The 20,665-nt window shown below is 42.4% G+C and carries 21 protein-coding genes; 8 read left to right on the forward strand and 13 right to left on the reverse strand.

Annotation, left to right across the window (positions count from 1 at the left end; translation table 11 throughout):
• Positions 1 to 485: 485 nt before the first annotated feature.
• The 3 genes from K2Q13_RS11380 to K2Q13_RS11390 all read left to right on the forward strand — a co-directional run bounded on the left by K2Q13_RS11380 (position 486) and on the right by K2Q13_RS11390 (position 4,957).
• Positions 486 to 2,558, forward strand: coding sequence for a di-heme-cytochrome C peroxidase (locus K2Q13_RS11380; protein ID WP_292921233.1), 2,073 nt, complete (start codon positions 486 to 488; stop codon positions 2,556 to 2,558).
• Between the two features lie 45 nt (positions 2,559 to 2,603).
• On the forward strand, positions 2,604 to 3,878 hold the full coding sequence (locus tag K2Q13_RS11385; protein ID WP_292921234.1) for a cytochrome P450: 1,275 nt from the start codon (positions 2,604 to 2,606) through the stop codon (positions 3,876 to 3,878).
• A gap of 389 nt (positions 3,879 to 4,267) precedes the next feature.
• A complete protein-coding gene (locus tag K2Q13_RS11390; protein WP_292921235.1) occupies positions 4,268 to 4,957 on the forward strand; it encodes an MEDS domain-containing protein in 690 nt (229 codons plus the stop codon).
• A gap of 65 nt (positions 4,958 to 5,022) precedes the next feature.
• Here K2Q13_RS11390 and K2Q13_RS11395 read toward each other — a convergent pair whose 3' ends face one another.
• The 13 genes from K2Q13_RS11395 to K2Q13_RS11455 all read right to left on the reverse strand — a co-directional run bounded on the left by K2Q13_RS11395 (position 5,023) and on the right by K2Q13_RS11455 (position 13,632).
• Positions 5,023 to 5,766, reverse strand: a complete 744-nt coding sequence (locus K2Q13_RS11395) for a Crp/Fnr family transcriptional regulator (RefSeq protein ID WP_292921236.1) — start codon at positions 5,764 to 5,766, stop codon at positions 5,023 to 5,025.
• A gap of 321 nt (positions 5,767 to 6,087) precedes the next feature.
• Positions 6,088 to 6,573, reverse strand: coding sequence for a phage holin family protein (locus K2Q13_RS11400; RefSeq protein WP_292921238.1), 486 nt, complete (start codon positions 6,571 to 6,573; stop codon positions 6,088 to 6,090).
• Between the two features lie 19 nt (positions 6,574 to 6,592).
• Complete coding sequence (locus tag K2Q13_RS11405; protein ID WP_292921240.1) at positions 6,593 to 6,880, reverse strand: DUF883 domain-containing protein; 288 nt, start codon at positions 6,878 to 6,880, stop codon at positions 6,593 to 6,595.
• 550 nt (positions 6,881 to 7,430) lie between these two features.
• Positions 7,431 to 8,519, reverse strand: a complete 1,089-nt coding sequence (locus tag K2Q13_RS11410; RefSeq protein WP_292921242.1) for an AI-2E family transporter — start codon at positions 8,517 to 8,519, stop codon at positions 7,431 to 7,433.
• A 121-nt stretch (positions 8,520 to 8,640) separates the two neighbouring features.
• The gene (locus K2Q13_RS11415) at positions 8,641 to 9,840 is read right to left on the reverse strand and encodes a catalase family protein (protein WP_292921243.1); all 1,200 of its coding nucleotides are present in this window, start codon (positions 9,838 to 9,840) and stop codon (positions 8,641 to 8,643) included.
• Between the two features lie 192 nt (positions 9,841 to 10,032).
• On the reverse strand, positions 10,033 to 10,776 hold the full coding sequence (locus K2Q13_RS11420) for a TerC family protein (protein ID WP_292921244.1): 744 nt from the start codon (positions 10,774 to 10,776) through the stop codon (positions 10,033 to 10,035).
• Positions 10,777 to 10,847: 71 nt separating this feature from the next.
• Positions 10,848 to 11,324 (reverse strand): DUF4112 domain-containing protein, encoded by a 477-nt coding sequence (locus tag K2Q13_RS11425; protein WP_292921245.1) that lies wholly within the window; start codon positions 11,322 to 11,324, stop codon positions 10,848 to 10,850.
• A gap of 86 nt (positions 11,325 to 11,410) precedes the next feature.
• The gene (locus tag K2Q13_RS11430) at positions 11,411 to 11,599 is read right to left on the reverse strand and encodes a lipoprotein (protein WP_292921247.1); all 189 of its coding nucleotides are present in this window, start codon (positions 11,597 to 11,599) and stop codon (positions 11,411 to 11,413) included.
• A gap of 87 nt (positions 11,600 to 11,686) precedes the next feature.
• The gene (locus tag K2Q13_RS11435) at positions 11,687 to 11,974 is read right to left on the reverse strand and encodes a coiled coil domain-containing protein (RefSeq protein WP_292921249.1); all 288 of its coding nucleotides are present in this window, start codon (positions 11,972 to 11,974) and stop codon (positions 11,687 to 11,689) included.
• A gap of 122 nt (positions 11,975 to 12,096) precedes the next feature.
• Positions 12,097 to 12,399, reverse strand: coding sequence for a hypothetical protein (locus K2Q13_RS11440; RefSeq protein ID WP_292921250.1), 303 nt, complete (start codon positions 12,397 to 12,399; stop codon positions 12,097 to 12,099).
• 31 nt (positions 12,400 to 12,430) lie between these two features.
• The gene (locus tag K2Q13_RS11445; protein ID WP_292921251.1) at positions 12,431 to 12,628 is read right to left on the reverse strand and encodes a CsbD family protein; all 198 of its coding nucleotides are present in this window, start codon (positions 12,626 to 12,628) and stop codon (positions 12,431 to 12,433) included.
• A 122-nt stretch (positions 12,629 to 12,750) separates the two neighbouring features.
• Positions 12,751 to 12,918, reverse strand: coding sequence for a DUF1328 domain-containing protein (locus tag K2Q13_RS11450; RefSeq protein ID WP_292921252.1), 168 nt, complete (start codon positions 12,916 to 12,918; stop codon positions 12,751 to 12,753).
• A gap of 513 nt (positions 12,919 to 13,431) precedes the next feature.
• A complete protein-coding gene (locus K2Q13_RS11455; protein WP_292921253.1) occupies positions 13,432 to 13,632 on the reverse strand; it encodes a CsbD family protein in 201 nt (66 codons plus the stop codon).
• Positions 13,633 to 13,920: 288 nt separating this feature from the next.
• Between K2Q13_RS11455 and K2Q13_RS11460 the strand changes: the two genes are divergently transcribed.
• The 5 genes from K2Q13_RS11460 to K2Q13_RS11480 all read left to right on the forward strand — a co-directional run bounded on the left by K2Q13_RS11460 (position 13,921) and on the right by K2Q13_RS11480 (position 20,594).
• Positions 13,921 to 14,217 carry a hypothetical protein gene (locus K2Q13_RS11460; RefSeq protein ID WP_292921254.1) on the forward strand — a complete coding sequence of 99 codons (297 nt, stop codon included), beginning with the start codon at positions 13,921 to 13,923 and terminating at the stop codon, positions 14,215 to 14,217.
• 428 nt (positions 14,218 to 14,645) lie between these two features.
• The gene (locus tag K2Q13_RS11465; protein ID WP_292921255.1) at positions 14,646 to 18,500 is read left to right on the forward strand and encodes a PAS domain S-box protein; all 3,855 of its coding nucleotides are present in this window, start codon (positions 14,646 to 14,648) and stop codon (positions 18,498 to 18,500) included.
• A 217-nt stretch (positions 18,501 to 18,717) separates the two neighbouring features.
• The gene (gene yaaA, locus K2Q13_RS11470) at positions 18,718 to 19,500 is read left to right on the forward strand and encodes a peroxide stress protein YaaA (protein ID WP_292921256.1); all 783 of its coding nucleotides are present in this window, start codon (positions 18,718 to 18,720) and stop codon (positions 19,498 to 19,500) included.
• Positions 19,501 to 19,542: 42 nt separating this feature from the next.
• Complete coding sequence (locus tag K2Q13_RS11475) at positions 19,543 to 19,908, forward strand: nuclear transport factor 2 family protein (protein WP_292921258.1); 366 nt, start codon at positions 19,543 to 19,545, stop codon at positions 19,906 to 19,908.
• 158 nt (positions 19,909 to 20,066) lie between these two features.
• Complete coding sequence (locus tag K2Q13_RS11480) at positions 20,067 to 20,594, forward strand: hypothetical protein (protein ID WP_292921260.1); 528 nt, start codon at positions 20,067 to 20,069, stop codon at positions 20,592 to 20,594.
• The last annotated feature ends 71 nt before the right edge of the window (positions 20,595 to 20,665 follow it).

A 20,665-nucleotide genomic window follows, 5' to 3' on the forward strand; every position in this document is an offset into this window, starting at 1 on the left:
AACGGCCTAATACAGCCTATCGGAGGAATAACACCAAAACAAAAACTTGCTCAATTAGCTCATTAACATCTACTTTTAAATTCGGTTAATGATGGGGTGACTGCCGTGTCAGTGTAAATCCCAGGAATAGCGATGTTCATGAATGAAGAAAATTTTTCTCAGGATAGAAGCTTGTGTTTTTATCTATTAGTTAGATGTCGATTTCTGATATGTTTTATAAGACATGTTAGTATTGCTATTATCTATACAGTAAATTCTGAATATAATTCTGAATTGGCGCAGCCGTAAGACTAAAACAATACGCCAGAATTTAGCGTTGAGCACGGACCTCGAATAGATATAATCAAGAGTCATGTAATGTAAAGAACCAGAAATCATGACAACATTGCAAGATAATTGTGGAATGTAGAACTATCATTGTTATGTAAGTATTTCTTGTTCTTAACAGTAATGGTTAAACAAAATCAAGCAAAAGGGGAACCATCGTGAAGCAATCATTTAAATCATCAAGAAAACAGTTGCTATCTTTTATTTCAGCTTTGCTTCTTTTGACTGGAATTTCTGGTTGCACGCTGATTCCGGAAACTGATCCTGAACGTGGAGCGACTACTGTTACCCAAGATCCCTTTGGAGATAGTTATACAACGGTGCAGTACCTTGACCAAGGCTGGGACATCGCTGACAGCCTGTGGTTTTATACCACCACGCAGGGATCGAATCTTATGCCTTATGATTTCTTCATGGCATTGGAACAGCAAAAAAAACCCGAGCTTTTCCGTACCGATGAAAACATGAACTCCTATCGTTACTTACCTCAGAAAGCTACTTCCAGTAATCCGGATGCATTACCTGTCGGATGGGTAAAAGATAGTTACAGGGATAAAGAATACATAGGGTTGACTTGTGCTGCCTGTCACACCGGGCAAATAAACTATAATGGTGTGGGCATTCGTATTGATGGCGGCCCGGCTAGTGCAGATATGGATAGCATTATGAAGGACATAACGAAAGCTATGCACCACACTCAAAGGGATAAGGAGAAAGAAGACCGATTTGTCAAGAATGTACTTGCGCTGGGCAACTACAAATCAGAGGCTGAAGTGCTTAGTGATCTGGAGAAATACAAACAACGTCTCTCCAGCTATATAACTATTAATCGCAGTGTCGATGAGGACGGCACTAATATTCCCTACGGTTATGCACGACTGGATGCGTTTGGGCGCATTTATAACCGTGTGCTGGAACACCTCGTCAATGATAGCGTATTAAAGGAACTATTGAGTGACGGTGGAGCATTGGGCAATACAGGCATGACAGAAGAAGAACTCAATAAAATCATGCAAAATGTGGACAAGATTATGACAGGTGATCAGCGCGATCATTTGGTTGCGCGTCTTACCAAAACACTCGAGTGGGAGCAATTAGGAAAATTGCGTCAGAAATTATTTAACTCACCTAATGCGCCTGTCAGTTACCCTTTCTTGTGGGATATACCTCAACATGATTACGTGCAGTGGAACGGGTTAGCTTCCAATGCCGGGTTAGGTCCGCTTGGACGTAATACCGGAGAAGTTATCGGAGTTTTTGGCACGTTAGATTGGAAAGAAGAAAAAGGGTTTAGCATATCGACGCTTATCGGTGGACAAGCCGCTGGAACCAAAAAGATTAGCTTTGATTCTTCCGTCAACGTACACAATCTAAGCAGAATTGAGTCACACCTGGATAAACTGCAATCCCCTGTATGGCCGGAAGAGATTCTGGGAGAACCTGATAAGGAACGTGTTTTTCGCGGCAAATTATTGTTTAATCAATATTGTGAAAGCTGCCATGCCAGAATTGATCGCACCGACCCTCAGCGTCGCATCGTTGCAAATATGTCTAGAGTCAGTGATGTAGGGACCGATCCGGTTATGGCCAAGAACGGCAGGGAGTACCAGGGCTACTCGGGTATTTTGCGCAACCAGTATGTAAGCGTAGGTATTGGAGATATTTTACTCGATCAGAAAGCACCTGTTGCCTCATTGCTGACAAAGGCGACCTTAAATGTAGTGGCCACTCCAGATCCCGACAAATGGTTTCTCCGGCGCTGGGCAGATTGGCTTGTAGATATCGGCACGGCATTTATCCGCAACAAAATCAATCCTTCGCTAAAACACGGTAATTATGATCCTGATACGACAGTCGATCCATTTGCTTCATTAAACGCTTATAAGGCGAGATCATTAAATGGCATTTGGGCGACAGCGCCCTACCTCCACAACGGATCTGTACCAACGCTCTATGATTTATTGCTACCCAAGAAACGCGAAGGTGACCCGGAAGATGGTGAATATCGACCTGACGAGTTCCAAGTAGGATCGCGCGAATTCGATCCTGAGAAAGTTGGCCTTAAAAGTGAAGGATACGACGGCTTTACCTTTGATACTCGTTTAAAGGGCAATAGTAATGCTGGGCACGAGTATTCATCCGGCGGGACGGCTCAATCTGATGGCAACACTTTGCCGAAACTCAATAAAGAAGAGCGGTTGGATTTGCTTGAATATCTTAAAACTCTGTAATTAGAATCTTCAGCTATCATTTATTAATGAACAGGGAGTGATGAAATGAGTACAAATTATCTAGAGCGCTACGACGCTACCGCAGACGCAGAGAAATTTCCCTTAGTTCGCCGCTGGATGGATACCGAGCCTTTGCCTTTTTTTAAGGAATTGCGTGCCAAACGCCCCATCCTGGTGACACCTGACTGCACGCTGGTAACGCGTTTTGATGATGTCAGAGAAATACTGACCATGTACAAGGTTTTTACCGTCAAGCCATATGTCCCAAAAATGGATAATTATTTGATGGCACATGATGATGACGCACTGCATACGCGTGAAAAATCATTGATGCAGTTCATGCTAAATCGAGACGATTTACCGCGCGTACGCAATATGATTGCAGATATTGCCAAAGGGATTCTAAGTAATGCCAATGGGCAGATTGAAGTGGTCAACAGTTTCTGCCGCATGGTTCCGGCAACATTGGTACAAAACTATTTTGGACTGACCGGGGCGAAAAGAGAGGATTTGATTGAATGGTCCTACTGGAATCAATATGATACTTTTCATAACCAACCTTTCGACTTAGTTCCGTCGCAACTGTCGCAACGTATTATTGATCGTCACAATGAAACTTCCAAGAAGCTAAGCGACTTTATCACTATGCTGATTGCAAAACGCCTTCTTGCAGTTAAGATTGAGAAGTTGACATTCTCAACGATCGTGAGATTGGAGGATGATATTGTCACTCGAATGCTGCGTACCAGCTTTGCAAAAGAACTGGATTTCGATATTAAACGTTTAGGTATTAATGCGGGTGGATTACTGATTGGTGCAATCGAGACGACCGCTCAGGCCGTGGCGCAAGTACTGCAATACCTGTTTCAGCATTCGGAATGGCTGGAAAAAGCAAAAGCTGCTGCACAGAAAGATGACGCCACTGAATTCGACGGAATTGTCTGGGAAGCCTTACGTTTTGTTCCGATCACGCCCTATTTATTCCGGACGACCGCAAGCGATTACACTGCCGCAAAAGGCACCGACCATGAAACAGTATTACGGGCAGGCACTCATGTGCTGCCCGTAACTTTATCGGCTACGTTCGATGAACGAGCCTTTGAGTCGCCGGAAGAATTTATCCCACAACGTAACTGGTATAACTATTTTCATTTTGGGTTTGGTGCGCATCAATGCCTAGGACGTTATGTGGGCATGGTCATGATTCCCGAAATGATACGTCAAGTATTTCTTCAGAAGAATATTGAACCCAAAGGCAACATTGATTATAAATCTGGCCCGTTCCCCGAATCATATACACTGTCATGGGTTACGCAATGAAATTCTCAGTTCCGGTTTCGATATGCGTTTATCAATTCGAATAAATCCGCTCAGATTAATATGAAGCAGAAATAAAGCACCCCGCCGCAAGCAGCGAGGTATTAAAAGCGCTCTTCAGACTGCTGGTTTTCAACCAGCCTTCGCCCCAAGGGGCGAGGAATTAAACCCGGAAGAGATTAAAGCATGGAGTCGCTTAAATGGGAAGATCAATTTCTCTTGGCAATCCGAAAGTTAATTGCAGATAGATATTTCAATAAAATGTATTATAATTATATTGAAATTTTAGAAGGGAGAATGAAGCCAAAATTTGGCAGTTTTTTTGAGAAACCATGGTCCTTCTCTCTGAATTATGTAAATATTCTAATAATCGTCTAAATTCAAGGTGCATTATGATCGAACCTGGACTCGGGGTGTTAACAAATCCCCTTGCTGGCAGTCACCTAGTTAAAGTGTGTCGAGATCGCGAGGTCAAACTTGAAGCGGTTGCGCATTACGTTGCTGAAGGTTTACGTAATGGTGAAGCGGTTACAGTTATCGCACGATCCAGGCTGAGAAAATCCTTAATTGATTGTATGGGTACGTTGGATTTTGATACACAGTCTTTACAAGATCAAGGCCAAATTAAATTTTTTGATGCAGAATTTCTACTGTCAAGCATATCGCTTGATGGTGAAATTGATGCGGAAGCCTTCGAAAAATTTGTTGCGAATCCCATGAGAACCATAAAATTAAAATATGGCAAACTTCGTATCTTTGGTGAAATGGTTGACATTCTTTGGCAAAACGATTCACACGATATGGCTATGCAGCTCGAGGATTTATGGAATGACTTATTCAAAACATTTGAATTTTCACTGCTTTGCACCTACTCGCTGAATCATATTGATCCTGATGCTTATGAGGAGGCTCTGGAGCGCATCTGTAGATGCCACACACATCACATACCTTTAGAAAATCCTGATTCATTTTTACCTTCTGGAAGTACGGCAGTGCTGGATTCTTTTGAGCTTGCGTGGAAGCAAGTAGTCGAAAAATTAACTGCTAATGACGATACAGTACCTCGCATGCCACCTGCATGAACACCAACTACTTGTGCCGTTCACATGCCATGACTATAAGCGCGCTTAATAAAATATAAAGTTGCTTAGGCGGCTCTACTAGTATCAATTATCCAGCGAGAAGACTCATTCTTCACGACACTGTAACATTCGCACGCATTGACTTCAAGTTTCTCTCTGTCTTTAAGCTCTATCTGGCCGCGACTATATTCTATCATCCCATCCTGCTGCAATTTTTTTGCTATGACAGTAATACTCTCACGGCGAACACCCAAAATATAAGCAATTAACTCGTGGGTGATTGACAAATTACTTGAATCACCACGGTCGAAACAGGAGAGCAACCAAGTACACAACTGCTGTTCTAGGGCATGCCGTCGATTACACGCGGTAGCCTGTGAAATTTGTACAAATAGCGTTTGGGCATAGCGTAATAGCAATTTCTTTAATGTTCCGGCGCGACGGCCTTCACTACGTGCCAAAGCGTTTTGTAACGCTCTTATAGAGATTCGATAAGCTTGACCTTCTATTTTGGTTATTGCTTGAGTTAATGTTTTAGCATTACCCAACACAACCGAAATTCCTAATATTCCTTCTTTGCCTACCATTGCTACTTCCACACACGAACCATCTTCCAGACAACATAACAAAGACACCGTACTTGAAACAGGAAAATAAGCATATTGTAATTTATCATTATCTTCGAAGACAACCTCAGAGTGTAACAATGTTACAAGTTCCAGATGAGGAATTAAACTCTCGATCTCAGCCGCTGTCAACGCACCAAGAATACTATTCTCTTTATAATCAGTTGCAGTTATTGTCAGCATGATCTTTAATAGCCTAAATATAGAAAATGAAAATGTCGATTATTCTAAAACGATTTAATCAAAATCATAGCAATTGCCAATTCATCATATTATTCAATATTAATATATTGTGATCAGTTATGAACAACCACTTTGTTAAGCACTGCTTAAAACTCTACTGATAGTAACATAAGCTTATATCTATTGGGACGACTAAAGGATAAGGATAAAGAGCAAATTGAGCGATTTAGAAATATGTCAAAACTCAGGCAAACCAAAGGAAGAAGCATCAACTATCGGAGAAATATAATTGCTTGATTCTTGATAAAAGGAAACTTAACATCAATGTTCTTTATCATTAGATTTAGCCATCTCTGACAAAGTAGTTAGTATCTGTTGCCGTAAACTCGGACTAGCACCGAGCACTATTCCAGAGATCAAAACCGTCAGCACAATGTCGCTAGGTTTAATATTAGACTTACCAACAATATTGCCTATCACGGATCCCAGCTGACCAGCTGGGTCATCAAATGCCTGATCGGGTGCGTCAATACCTTTAATCGGCGGATCCTCGCCTTGTCGCGCAATAACCATTAATAACACTCCGGCAATGAATGCCACCCCGCCGCCAACAATCATCCCTGCTTGCCAGGGCGGAATTGTTTCTGCTAAAGACAAATACAAACCAGTAAGCACAAAAATCATGCCAACGATTATTGCCATCGAGGCCAGCCCCAACAGAGACAACATCACCGCCAAACTGACCGAACCTTTCCACAGTTTAGCCGTTTCAGCAGCAACGATCTCTGCAAGCAATTTTGGTAGCATTTAAACCCAGATAAAAGTTTTAACGTCTATTACTCAACAACATACCGATTACAAAACCACTGCCAAATGCAATAAGAGCACTGGTTAGTGGCCGCTCTTCGATATACTTTTCTACATTTTCTCCTGTTTCTTTAGCCTGATTTTTAACAGTATTCTCCGCATCATGCGCTAAATCAGAAACGTTCTGCCCCTGCTTTTCTGCCAGATCCTTCACTGAAGTCATGATCGATCCAATATCATTCCGTAGACTAGCAAAATCTTTTTTTATTTGATCCATTTCTTTACTAAACTCATCTGCTGCTGCCATGCTTTTACCTCCTTTTGAACTTAAGTTCGACAATTGATAATCAAATAACAAGAAATTGAACCTGTTCTTAGCCCATTATTCAATTAAAATGCTTTGAACAAGAATACTTCAAGCAATATCCAACTTTAACAGTCTCATTTTACCTCTCGATACACTAAAGTTTATAGAAATATTTAACCGCTTACATATTGAACAAATAAATAATTGCCAATACGCTCACTGGTACCCCAAGCAACCATGCTAGAAAATATTTACCCATTTGAGTCTCCTTCTAATTTGTGAAAATTGTTTTGTTAACCTAATCGATTGCCAACATAACACGCAACCGCAATGACATGCTACCGCATGAACTTTTAGCGGTATGTGCGGCGCCGCACAAAAAGATAAATAATGGGAAAAAATAGTTTATTGATCATTATAATCACAGAAATGACTATAGAGAAATGTCTCATTCTCTCTGACAAATTATTAAAAACTTTTTGCATTGCACTGCAGCTTGAATAGTATAGATAAGATTAAGAATCAATAGGGTATATCAAAAAACAAATCATTAGTGTTGTTGATTTACCGGAGTATTTTTAATTGGAGGTGTTGGTTGCGACGTCCATAGCCGCACGAGAGTTATACCTATGGCCAGAATGGGTGGGCCAATGAAAATACCGATAAAACCATAAGCTATAATACCACCCGATGCGCCCAAAACTACCAATAAAAAAGATAGATTACTTCCGCGGCTGATGAGATAAGGCCTGACAAAGTTGTCAATGCTACTGATCACCAAAACACCCCATAACACCATGAAAGCCGCCCACCCGTAAGATCCATCGTAGAGAAACCAAATACCGACACCGCCCCATATCAAGGATGGCCCCATGGGAATTACTGATAGAAAGAAAGTGGCAGCACCGAGCAGAAATGCGCCCGAGCCTGATAAGCCAGCGATGAGAAATCCGATCATGGCCGCAATAGCTTGCGCTAAAGCTGAACCAAAAATACCATACACAACCCCCGTAACGGTATTGTGAATTTGTGCCAAAGGTTCTACGCCAAGGCTACCATCAAGAAGTTTTGCAACACCAATATGCAACATTTGTATCAGCGCTTCGCCGTCTCGATAGAAAAAAAAGCCAATAAATGCGGCAAAAACCATTTGCAGCAAGCTCTTGCCAATTACATTACCCAGATTAAGGAGAAAATTCTTAATCGGCTCAAGTGATCCTGTGAGCAACACACCGACTTCTTTCCCCCCAGACATGAGTCCTTGCCAATACCGGATGAGTTGCTCACCAATGAAGGGAGTGTCTTTGAGCCATGCAGGAGGCTCAACCGAACCTTGTTGCATGAACACTTTGACCGCGTCAATTATGGCCGTAACATTCTCTGCCAAACTAAAAGTAAGCAATGTTGACGGAATGATCACGAGCATTATCATCCCCGCTATCATCAGTAGTGATGCCAGCGTAGTGTTCCCCCTCAATGCTTCGCGCAACCACAGATAAATCGGCCAAGTTGAAATACATACCACCATTGCGAACACGATCGCGGGAATAAACGGATGGAGAATCTGGTAACAACCAATGAGCAGAATAGCAATTACAACTAATCGGGCAAATTGCAGAACATATTCCTTCGTGTTCATCCTAGATTCTCCTTGGCTTACGCCCATATTACTATTTGCCACTGTAATCTCCGGCCCACAATGAAACCATAGCATTAAGAAATACAAACGAATTCTTCATCAACTGTAATAATTCCTGATTTTAAAAACTCTCATTGCCTGTTGGTTCGATAGATCTGACGCCGTTCATGTTGTGCCTAAGATTAGCAATGGACGTATAAACGACTTTCCGGATTCGATTGATTCCACCTAGTGGGCGATGTTCAGGTACAGTATGCCAAGGTGTGTACGAAATATTTTCGCAGAATTTATGCTGCCCCGGCTTATCGAAATCTTGCCGGGGAATCGTGATAGTTGCAACCTGAAAAAAAGGTGCCACGCTTTCCTTCCACTCACTTGTGGCCATCTCGACACTAAGCTTATCCTCCTCTACTGAACCGGTATCTCGCATCTGAATCAAAAATTCAAAACAAGCATCATTGGTGCTGAGATGTTGTTTCATTGCCGTGCGCAGGTAATTGGGATCCTGAAACTGAGTTTCATTGGGAACGTTATCCACCTGACTACAGGGCTTGGCTGAATATTTCATTGCACGTCGGTCCGATCCTGAGCCAAGTTGATAAGGCACTGCCGACCAGTAACGCGTATAGAGTGGATTAGCAATCTTTTTACTGTTGATCTTTACTGCAATGATTGATCCCTCAATGCCAAGTGAGAGAGGCGCAGACAATTGACGCAAAAGATTTGAGCTGCTGAGCGACTGAATGAGGCTTAAATATTTTTGCGGATCATTGATGAAAAATACAGGATGAGTAATCATTAAGAAATCTTGTGTGCTGCTCTCATCCGACAGAAGTTTTTTTCCGGGGATTCCCATCAATTTTATTGACATACCGCGCCCATCACCTTCTTTATCTTCACGTGATGGATCGCTGTCGCTATTTGAAAAACGAATCCAGGCCTTATAATGTGCGCCGGCCTGGAAGACACCGCGCTGATGTTCGTCCTGAAGCGTTTCATTAACTCTAAAATCCGCCAGCACACAGCCGTGCGCTTTGGAATGAACATGACGAAGCGCGGGAAGATTATTTGAATAACGCGACCTGATCGTTTGCTCAATGCTCGCCTTAATAGCCAGCGTTGCAGCTTGTTCATCTGGCCAGGGCGACTCACCGAGCTCTGCGTCATATTCGATATCACTGCCTGGTGCCAATTGATTGCTGGTAAGCGTTGTCTCCGCCACCAAGTTTTCCGATGGAGCATTGCAAGCAGCGAAAAGCATTAGAGATGATAGAGATACCGCAAGATTTAGAAAGAATGAGTGGAAAGGCAATGAACGCATAATAGCCTCATATAAAAATAGAATGGTTGCTCGAACTAACTGAGATTTATTGGCCTGCAATCACCTGGCATTATTCAGACATGAAGCAAAATATTTTTTGACTGGCTAAAAGTATTACAGGAATCAGTTGTCTGGTATGTACGATGTCACACTAAAAGCAAATAGCAGTGAATCGCCGCGCTAATCTGTCTGCTACTCAGAAATCTTTTTGTAAAGTTTGATCGGCTCGGCTCGTTTTTTTCGCATGCGAAGATTGAGCATTTCTACTGTGACGGAGAAAGCCATCGCAAAATAAATGTAACCCTTCGGCACATGTACGCCAAACCCTTCCACCATGAGTGTAACACCCACCAAAATAAGAAAAGAAAGCGCCAGTATTTTGATCGTAGGATGCTCATCCACAAAATCGCCAATCGATTTCGCCGCCACTAGCATCACCATTACTGCCAAAATGATGGCAATCGCCATGAGAGAAACTTCATCAACCAATCCCACTGCCGTAATGACTGAATCCAGTGAAAATACAATATCCAAAATTGCAATTTGAAGCAAAACCATCCCTATGCTGGAAACCACCACATTAGGTCCCTGCTCCTCTACTCCTTCCAGGCTATTGTGAATCTCATGTGTCGCTTTGGCAATTAGAAACAAACCGCCCCCGACCAGAATCACGTCACGCCCTGAAATCGCATAAGCAAACACCGTGACCCATGGTTCGGTTAATCCCATAACCCAGGAAATTGAAAATAGCAATGCTAAGCGCGCTATCATGGCGAGACCAAGCCCCATTCTTCTGGCAAAAGCTCGTTGCTTCTCAGGAAGTCGTCCAACAAGAATGGAGATAAAGATAATATTGTCGATTCCCAGAACAATTTCTAACGCGGTTAGTGTACCTAACGCGATCCAAGCTTCAGGGCTTGTCAGCCATTCAAACACAAGATCTCCTATCTCTTTCTTTTATTGTTCATGGAGGCACAAGATCGATGAGAGTGGATTTTTCATATATGTCAGCTTCCTTCGACTGACAACCAAAGCCAGCGTATCAAAAGAAAACCTAACATACCGATAAAAACTACCCCGCTAAATACCACAAGCCCCATTATTGCAACAAAAAAACGACTGTGCGTTACTGTTTTTTCTGGTTTCTCGAGATATTCATTAAGCAGCTCAACATTACGTTGATTAGCTTTCCACATGAAATCTGAAACATCTCCTAAAACAGGAATTATTCCCAAAATTGCATCTAATCCAATATTGAAAGCCATCTTCAGAAGAATTGACTTGGGAACACCCATTTGAGCGGCTTGTGTCAGAATATGACTGGAAATTACCGCCCCTGCAGCATCCCCGATTCCGGGAATTAATCCAATGAGTCCATCAAGACCGAATCGTATTTGTGTTCCTGGAATGCGGAAAGTGCTGTCTAATAGCCAGGCTAGTCGATTCAGCTTATCTTTTGATTGTTCAATTTCAATTTTATTCATATAATCTTACAGTTAAAATAAGAAAAATAGTAAGTGATAAAATTTCCTGTGATAAATTTGAATCAACATGGAGCTATTATTTATTATTAATAACGATCAGTGGCATCTTCAATCTTATCACCAGCATCCTCAATAGCATCACTCACTGTATCTTTGGTATTTTCCACGCCTCGGTCTATTTTCTCCCCTGCTTGCTCGGCAGGACCTTTTTGTTCACAGCCTGCAAGCATTAAGGATGCCGCAATCAGGAAAGCTGATAAAATTATTTTGTTCATGTAATGCACCTCATATAAAGTCAAATTTCTTGTTGTTTTTAAAAAATATTAATGTTAAAACCGTTTACAGAAACTTCTGCAAAAATATCACTTAAATCTGGAAGCGGCCGATTTTAGCGCGCCGCTCAGAGAATCCCACGCGCTCTCAGCACCAGCCTTGAGATCTTCCCAGGCATCCTCACTGGCATCCTTGAGTTCAGAAAGTTTCCCATTCACGGTCGCTTGCTTGGATTTCAACTCTTCGATTTGTTTGTAATATTCAATTTGCGCATCAGCTTCTGCTTTATCTGCCTTTGCCTTGAGTTTATCAATCTCTGCAGCACATTCATCCAGCTGCGCTTGCAGTTTCTTTTCGTAGGCTTCTTTCATGCTCATGACTACCCCCTATTTTGTTTGGTTTATACTAAGCCTGTGTTGGGTTCGGCTCGAATCTAAATTGATAGTTATCAATTTAGATTCGAGTTTAAGTCTGGGCTAGTTGCATTGCAACTATATAATTAATAACCGCCCCTGACTTTATCTGCACGATCTTCGATTCTATCGGCTTGATCTTCGGCTGACTCTCTAAGCTGATCCGCGCGATCCTCCATTCTGTCGGCTTGATTTTCGCGCAACTCTCCCATTTCTTCTTTTGCATCCTCATCGGCTTCTCTTATCTGATCGGCTTTATCTTCCAATCTGTCAGCCCGCGTTTCTGCATCATCCATTCTTTGAACCGCACTTTGCGAATAACCCTGGGGTGAAACAACAATTAATAGAAAAGCACTTAAAGCCAAAATTGTTTTGATTAAATTATTCATTTCAAATCTCCATCTTATAAGAATGCTTATTTCAATTTTTTTTGCAAAAATCATCAACTTGCTTTTCTGCTTCTTCTTTGGCAATGCCGTATCTTTCCTGAATTCTGCCAACCAGCTCTTCACGTTTTCCTTCGATAATATCCAGGTCATCATTAGTTAATTCGCCCCATTGCTGCTGCGCTTTGCCTTTAACTTGTGCCCAGTTTCCTTTGACTTGATCCCAATTCATAGTAAAACTCCTTTTATTGAAACTATGTTTCTAACTTGTGCTAAATACATTTGCAAAATTAATGCTTTTAATTGCTTATAGAAAATTACATTTCTATCCACTGATTTATCACAATTTAAGAGTCATACAGGCGGCGGACGTCGACCTAGCACCCAGAATACAATCGCTAAAATAACGCCGATAACAAATAAAATCCACGCCATTTCCATAGCCATGCCTGCGACACCGGTAATGCCTAGTAGGGCTGCAATTATTGCTATGACTAAGAAAGTAATCGCCAAATTTATCATAAGATTTCTCCTTGTTTATGGTTCCAGATTAGCACATTAACTCGGCACTTCAACCTGGAAATGTATGTTCAGAAGCATTAGTGCTTCTGACCGATTGTGTCACGCACTTGAAGCGTTACAAAGGTCATACTACAGCAGGAATTTTCGCTGGTATGTGCGATCACACACAAAGCGCCAAGTTATACAAAACTCTCTGAGCGACTCAGAGACAGCTTCGATTCATTGTCATTCGAAGCAAACTACAAACAAAAATGATGATGAAAAAAATGATCACACTGAAAGCAGCTCTGAAAAAACGAGGCGAAATATCGGAAATAAATATCCAATTAAAGAAAAGGTTTGCGAAGTACTGGAAGTTCTCTAAGCCAGCAGATTTGGTTGCGAGAAGATATTGCTGTTAATACGGAACTCTGATAGCTGAGGAGGTAACATTACCCGTGAATTTAATTTTCCCGATTACAGAGTTTAAGGTTTTATTAGCTCTGTAATCGGGTCGGTATTTAACTAACTCAGTTAGTCACATTTTTTGCAAAAATCATCAACTTGTTTTTCAGCTTCCTCTTTTGCAATTCCATATCTCTCTTGAACTTTACCTACAAACTCCTCACGCCTGCCTTCGATAACGTCCAAGTCATCATTAGTCAATTTACCCCATTGTTGTTGCGCCTTACCTTTAACTTGTGTCCAATTTCCTTTGATTTGATCCCAGTTCATAATTAATTCTCCTTAATAAGTTTTTAATTTACGTGATGATCAGAACAATGAACTATTTTCCTCATCATCATTTTTTAAGTTATCTGTTGAAAAAGAATCTGTATGTACGATAGCCAACATTTAATAATTTCACACTTCGAATCTAACTAAGCAATGTGACTTTTTAGAAAATACCAACGTATAAATTTTACTCTTGCATAAATTATGCCTGTTTGTTAGGTGGCGCACAGACGGAAAAAAGAATTTGACGCACTATAAAAATCCTATTAATCAAAAAGGAGCAATATTATGATTCAAGGAAAAAAATCAACACTGGCGCTTATTATTAGTGCGGCATTTTTATTAACAAGCATGCATGTATTTGCTGATTATTCTCAAACTCAAAATAAAGTTGATGATAAACAGAATTCACCTAAGCAAGTACAACCCCATTCTTCATCCGACAAGAAAGATGATGGCAATAAAGAACATCAAAACGCTTCCGAAAAGCGGGATGTTACATCAGGGGGGCCGCGCGAGGATGGCGCACGTGAGGCTACCTCAGCAAAGCCAGGTGAAGAAGGTACTAAAAAAGGTGCTTATTAGTCAAAACTAAAGCAAAATAAGTGACTTCTACCTTATAAAGGTGCTCAACGTCCTCGCTGTCGTTGAGCACCTTTTGTATTCATGAAATGATATTAGCACTCACGAACCGCAACCCCCATGAATCTAATTAAGACGTGTCTTTAATTAGCATTTTCTTACACTTCCTACCTGAATCAGCATCGACGTCAAGACTTCATACACTGCCCGTATAAATGCCATTGCTTTACATCAAGAAATCCTTCCACACACCAACACTAAGAAAATTACGCTATCCAAAAATGACCCTCTCCTTTTATTGACAACAAACGATCTTATTACTGATTTGAAATGCTAGCCAAATACATTGGGGATTGCATGCGCAAATTACAGCTGATAGAAAAGCTGGTAGAGTTATAGCATGTCGTTCTAAAGTGTTCGAAAAGGTTCAAATGAAAAAAAGCACATCAGGATTTGCTGATATAAATTTCCGAACAATTTTCAACACAAGCCTTGATGCTATTTTTATCGTTGATACGAAAGGCTGGATTCTCGTTGCGAATCGGACTGCAGCAAAACGTTACGGCTACAGTCTCAAGGAATTAAAGCAAATGAACATCTCGGACCTGACTTCCCAGGAAATGGGAAGCAATCTTCCGATCAAACTCACTAAACTAAAGAGATCCAAGGAATTCTTTAACTGGAAACACTATTGCAAAGATGGCAGCGAATTACCGGTAGAGGTTTATACCCACCCAATTATTCATAATGGTAAGCATGTCATTTATTTCAGTATCCGCGACACCAGCTTGCGAAAAAATTTTGCGCCGGAACAACAGAATCACAACCATTTTCTTGAAAGGATTCTAAACACTGAACTTGGTTTGATCTACATCTTTGATTTTACCGAACAGAAGAACGTATATATCAATCCAAAGTGGTTCACTGCCTTGGGCTATACGATCGAAGAAATTCAAGCACTGGGGCAAGAATTGACTCAGATTCTGCATCCGGATGATCTGCCCGGTATTGTTGCAAATCACAATACATTGCTGGATGCCTTAGATGGAGAGATGCGCTCGATCGAATTCCGCATCCTGGATAAACAAGGTGACTGGCGTTGGTTGATCAGTCATGAAACCCCTTTTTCTCGTGACGAGAAAGGGCTGGTAAACCAGATACTGGGCATTGCCCATGACATTACTCAACGCAAGCACGCTGAAATCCTGCTCAGTGGACAGAATCAAGTGCTGGATATGATTGCCTCCGGAATTTCGCTATCAACAACGTTAACCATGCTGATTCAGATTACCGAAGATCAAGTACCCGGAATGATGGGATCCATCCTCCTGCTCGACGAGGACGGCGTTCATATTCGCCACGGTGCTGCGCCGAACTTGCCAACGGAATTTATCGCGGCAATAGATGGCTTGCCGATCGGGCCTGTCGCCGGATCGTGCGGCACGGCCGCTTACCTCAAGAAAGCGGTATTTGTCGAAGATATCGCTACCGATCCATTTTGGGAGCCATACAGAGCTGCAGCGCTTCCGCTCGGATTACGTGCCTGCTGGTCTACCCCGATCTTTGACGTTAACAAACAGGTGCTCGGAACTTTTGCGATGTACTATCGACAGCCTGATCTACCTGGGCCGGAGCATCTGCGACTCATCGACGCCGTCACGCATATCGCGGCCATTGCTATCAATCGCCATAAAGCTGAGAAAGCATTGCGCCAAAGCGAAGCGCGATATCGCTCGCTGTTCGAATATGCACCTGATGGCATCGTCATAACGGATAGTCAGGGCTTCTATCTCGACGCCAATGCGAGTGCATGCCAGATGCTGGGCTATAGCCAAAATGAGTTGATTGGACTGCATTCCTATGACATCGTTGTGCAGATGGAAATCCAACGTACCGACCCCACCTTCCAAGCAATCGAAATTAAGATAAATAACCAGCAAGAATACCAGTTCCGACGTAAAGATGGATCGATGTTTGCAGTAGATGTAATGACAACCGCCATGCCAGACAGTAACCTGTTGAGTATGTTTCGCGACATCACCGAACGAAAAACCAGCGAATCCCAGTTGAAACAAGCAACGCGACTTTATGCAGCATTAAGTCAGTGCAACCAGGCAATCGTACGCTGCACCAGTGAAGTGGAATTATTGCCTCAGATCTGCCGCGACGCTGTAAATTTTGGAGGGATGAAAATGGCGTGGATCGGGATGATTGACGAAGCAAGCAAATTGATCAAACCGGTCGCCTCATTCGGTGCGGGCACCGCCTATCTGGAAGAAATCAGATTCTCGATAGATGCTAATTTTACCACTGAACATGGAGTACCTGAAGCCGCAATCCTTAAGAAAACGCCCGTATGGTGTCAAGATTTTAAGCGTGATCCAGCCACTGCCATCTGGCACAAGAATGCGGAAATATTCGGCTGGGAAGCTTCTGCTTCTCTTCCTTTATATTGCCAGGGAGTGACTGCAGGGGTTTTCAATTTATATAGCGGTGACGCCTATGCGTTCGATGCAGCGACACAAAAACTGGTGATTGAAATGGCAACGGATATCAGCTTCGCATTGAATAACTTTGCCCTTGAGAAGCAGCGCGCACAAGCGGCAGAAGCATTACGCACAAATGAACAACATTTGCGGACTATTATTGAAACAGAACCGGAATGTGTAAAGATTGTCGACAAAGATGGCAAACTTCTGGAGATGAATCCCGCAGGTCTTGCAATGCTTGAGGTAGATTCTTTAGAGATAGCGAAGCAGCATAATCTCCTGCAGTTTATCCTTCCTCAATACCGCGATGCTTTTACAGCCCTACACGAGCGCGTAATGAACGGGGAACATGTCACCTTAGAGTTTGAAATATTGGGACTGAAAGGTGCAAAGCGTTGGCTTGAAACGCATGCGGCACCCATGCGAAATGAGTATGGTGAGGTCTCTACCTTGCTTGGCATTACTCGAGACATTACTGAGCGAAAACGCAATGAAGCGCGAATTAACTATTTGGCAAATTTTGATGCCCTGACCGGCCTGCCCAATCGGGCTCAATTAAACAATCATCTTAATTACGCCCTGAGTCTGACAAAGCGCAGCAATGGGTGCCTGGCTTTGATGTTCGTTGATATTGATCGTTTCAAGGACATCAACGATACGCTTGGACATAATGCTGGCGACGCATTTCTAATAGAAGTTTCCAAGCGTTTGAAACAGGCTTTACGTGAGGAGGATACGGCGGTGCGTTTGGGCGGGGATGAATTTATTTTGCTGTTACCCGGTAACAATGCACGCGGTGCGGCACAAGTTGCGCAAAAAATACTGAGAGTCATCTCAGAGCCATACAAGAGCGAGCACTATGATCTGATCGTGACCGCATCAATCGGCATTGCCCTCTACCCTGATGATGGTTCGGATGTGGATACACTCTCAAAGAATGCCGATATCGCAATGTATCAAGCAAAACAGGAAGGTCGTAACGGCTATCGATTTTTTACTGCAAGAATGCAGGCACATGCAATGCGCAACTTACAATTAGTCAACGCCTTGCGTTATGCGCTAGAAGGTAATCAGTTTCAAGTATATTACCAACCGCAGATATCCATTAGAAATGGATATATCATCGGCGCGGAAGTCTTGCTACGATGGCACAATCCAGTACTGGGCAATGTATCGCCGAACGAATTCATCCCCGTCGCGGAAGATTGCGGCGTTATCTTATCAATTGGGGAATGGGTATTACGCTCGGCTGTAATGCAGCTAAAACGCTGGATTGATAATGGCCACCCGCCTATCATCATTGCGGTCAATTTGTCAGCAGTACAGTTTCGTCACCCTAATTTGCTCGATATGGTCACGCTCATTCTGAAAGAAGCGCAGTTGCCCCCTGAATATCTGGAGCTGGAATTAACCGAGGGAGCAGCAATGCATGAACCGCTTGAGGCGATTGCGGTAATGAATAATCTGCATGAACTCGGCGTCCAAATGTCGATTGATGATTTTGGCACAGGTTATTCATCACTCAACTACCTGAAGAAATTCAAAGCATATAAGCTCAAGATTGATCAGTCATTTGTGCGCGACATTAATACCGATCTGGAAGATAAAGCTATCGTTGCAGCGATTATCAGCATGTCAAAGAGTCTTGGCCTGAGAACTATTGCTGAAGGCGTAGAGACAAGCGAACAACTCGCTTTTTTGCGCGAGCAAGGCTGTGATGAAGCGCAAGGCTATTACTACAGTAAACCGGTTCCTGCCGATCAGTTTGAACGCTTGTTAACAATTACTAAAATGTAATCGGACTGCCGCGCCAAATCGACGGTTATCGTTTGCATAATTACGCTTAGTTTCTTGCTGGATTGCGGTGGTGCTTGTGCCGCCGGCCTATTTTCAGTCAGTCTCTCTATTTTTACTGAGACAGTATACTGTTTATCGTCACGAACGATCTAATCGCCGATTTGAGATTACTCAGCGAGTAAATCTGATAATATTTTTTATTTCGGGATGAAAATATATGATTATTGTTATCTCACCGGCCAAAACACTGGATTTTGAAACCCCACCCATCACTCGGAAATCTACGCAGCCTATCTTTCTCGCTGATTCCGCCAAGCTGATCGATGCGCTCCGAAAACTGGAACCGGATCAAATCTGCCAATTGATGTCAATCAGCCCCAAGCTGGGTATTTTGAATTCAAACCGTTACCACACCTGGAAACGCCCGTTTACGTTGAAGAATTCCAAACAAGCCATTTTCGCATTCAAAGGAGATGTGTATACCGGCTTGGACGCCGAGACGATGACTGCTGCTGAATTGGCTTTTGCACAAGATCATTTGCGTATTTTGTCCGGATTATATGGTTTGTTGCATCCACTGGATCTGATGCAACCGTATCGGCTGGAAATGGGTACTCAATTTAAAAACTCGCGCGGCAAAAATCTGTATGAGTTCTGGGGCGACAAAATTACCCCAGCACTGAATCAAGATTTAAAGCAACAGAAAGATAGTATTCTAATTAACCTGGCATCCAATGAATATTTTCAGTCCATCCAAACGAAAAATCTGGAAGCGCGTATCATTACCCCTGTTTTTAAAGACGAAAAAAATGGAGTATATAAAATCATCAGTTTTTTTGCTAAAAAAGCCAGAGGTATGATGAGCCGCTATATCATCCAGAATAAACTTACAGACCCTGAAACCATTAAAGAATTTGATGTTTCAGGCTATCAATTTGATGAAAAAAACAGTAGTCAAGATGAATGGATTTTCACTCGCGCAGAATCGAAGGCTGCGTAATTTACAATGCACAATCTTGTGAATTTTTAACAGAAGAACGCCATGACTAATCAACAATTCATTGAGCTGGCTAGAAAATACGTGACATTGTCCAACGATCACGATCTTACCCGCATAAAATGCTTGTTTGCGAGTGATGCCACCTACCACTCCGCTTATTTCGGAACATACCAAGGTAGCGATGCCATTCATACCATGATGACCAGCTTTTTCACCCGCTTTCCTGATGTGCATTGGGAAGTCCTGGAATATCGCAACAATGAAAAAAGTAGTGTTGAATTCGCGTTTACCATGACCGGCACGGATGCCTCTACCAGCGAATCAGTGACACGACATGGGCTGGAACACATTTACTTCACCTCGGATGGGCTGATTCAGCATATCGCGATTTGCAAGCCGGAAAATTAACTCGCGCGAGCTTTGTCTAGGTTGATTACGTCTAGCTTAATAAGCCCTGGTGATGGTTGCAGCATATTTCTCTGATCCAACAAAGCTTACTATGATGAAATTTCAATCGATATATCACATTATTTTGGGAATCAAATGATAATTGGGTTGGCCACAACATGATCATCGCAGAAAGTGGCTTTTCCAAATTTAAGTACTTTCTCTCTGACATTAATCGTTCATCGATTGGGATCTTAAAGCTACCAACATACTTTGCGGCTCCAAGAAACAGCCCGACGAATGATGCTGCTCCTTATTGTCTACAAGACTTTGTGAAAATCCAGTTACCCGAGCGAGAGTACACGGTGGAATATGAACTTCTCAGTAACCGGGCCGTGCGTGGAAATGACCTGAAATTTCTCTTGATAGACGGAGAAAAGATCTTGGCATCGGCAAATGTATATATTTTAAAAAAGATCAGATGGGAAATTGATGTGAATAATCAGCGCTACAATTTAGTAAAAAGAAGCAATTGTTTTAAGATGCGTTTTGACATCTTCCAGAACGGGCAAAAAATTGGCCACATCCACGACGTAACAGGCTTTACGTTTTGGAAACAGACTTTCGAAATAGATTTGCCCTCCGAGATACTAAGCGCTGTTCAGGTTTTTGTGTTTTTCTTATGCATCAACGCTACGTTTCGCTGAATGTTAACCTAACCACGCCCCGCTGGATCCAAATGTTAGCCCACAGATAAACAAGCGCCGAGACGGGAAAT

The organism is Nitrosomonas sp. (assembly GCF_019752095.1).
Lineage (GTDB): Bacteria > Pseudomonadota > Gammaproteobacteria > Burkholderiales > Nitrosomonadaceae > Nitrosomonas.

Excerpts from the sequence above, each read along its gene's own strand:
- K2Q13_RS11405 (WP_292921240.1), bottom strand. The coding sequence starts at position 6,880 with ATGGCAGCAGCAGATGAGTTTAGTAAAGAAATGGATCAAATAAAAAAA.
- K2Q13_RS11425 (WP_292921245.1), bottom strand. The coding sequence starts at position 11,324 with ATGAATAAAATTGAAATTGAACAATCAAAAGATAAGCTGAATCGACTA.
- K2Q13_RS11480 (WP_292921260.1), top strand. The coding sequence starts at position 20,067 with ATGATCATCGCAGAAAGTGGCTTTTCCAAATTTAAGTACTTTCTCTCT.
- K2Q13_RS11455 (WP_292921253.1), bottom strand. The coding sequence starts at position 13,632 with ATGAACTGGGATCAAATCAAAGGAAATTGGACACAAGTTAAAGGTAAG.
- K2Q13_RS11390 (WP_292921235.1), top strand. The coding sequence starts at position 4,268 with ATGATCGAACCTGGACTCGGGGTGTTAACAAATCCCCTTGCTGGCAGT.
- K2Q13_RS11430 (WP_292921247.1), bottom strand. The coding sequence starts at position 11,599 with ATGAACAAAATAATTTTATCAGCTTTCCTGATTGCGGCATCCTTAATG.
- K2Q13_RS11440 (WP_292921250.1), bottom strand. The coding sequence starts at position 12,399 with ATGAATAATTTAATCAAAACAATTTTGGCTTTAAGTGCTTTTCTATTA.
- K2Q13_RS11385 (WP_292921234.1), top strand. The coding sequence starts at position 2,604 with ATGAGTACAAATTATCTAGAGCGCTACGACGCTACCGCAGACGCAGAG.
- yaaA (WP_292921256.1), top strand. The coding sequence starts at position 18,718 with ATGATTATTGTTATCTCACCGGCCAAAACACTGGATTTTGAAACCCCA.
- K2Q13_RS11400 (WP_292921238.1), bottom strand. The coding sequence starts at position 6,573 with ATGCTACCAAAATTGCTTGCAGAGATCGTTGCTGCTGAAACGGCTAAA.
- K2Q13_RS11395 (WP_292921236.1), bottom strand. The coding sequence starts at position 5,766 with ATGCTGACAATAACTGCAACTGATTATAAAGAGAATAGTATTCTTGGT.
- K2Q13_RS11435 (WP_292921249.1), bottom strand. The coding sequence starts at position 11,974 with ATGAGCATGAAAGAAGCCTACGAAAAGAAACTGCAAGCGCAGCTGGAT.
- K2Q13_RS11465 (WP_292921255.1), top strand. The coding sequence starts at position 14,646 with ATGAAAAAAAGCACATCAGGATTTGCTGATATAAATTTCCGAACAATT.
- K2Q13_RS11475 (WP_292921258.1), top strand. The coding sequence starts at position 19,543 with ATGACTAATCAACAATTCATTGAGCTGGCTAGAAAATACGTGACATTG.
- K2Q13_RS11410 (WP_292921242.1), bottom strand. The coding sequence starts at position 8,519 with ATGAACACGAAGGAATATGTTCTGCAATTTGCCCGATTAGTTGTAATT.
- K2Q13_RS11450 (WP_292921252.1), bottom strand. The coding sequence starts at position 12,918 with ATGATAAATTTGGCGATTACTTTCTTAGTCATAGCAATAATTGCAGCC.
- K2Q13_RS11460 (WP_292921254.1), top strand. The coding sequence starts at position 13,921 with ATGATTCAAGGAAAAAAATCAACACTGGCGCTTATTATTAGTGCGGCA.
- K2Q13_RS11445 (WP_292921251.1), bottom strand. The coding sequence starts at position 12,628 with ATGAATTGGGATCAAGTCAAAGGAAACTGGGCACAAGTTAAAGGCAAA.
- K2Q13_RS11415 (WP_292921243.1), bottom strand. The coding sequence starts at position 9,840 with ATGCGTTCATTGCCTTTCCACTCATTCTTTCTAAATCTTGCGGTATCT.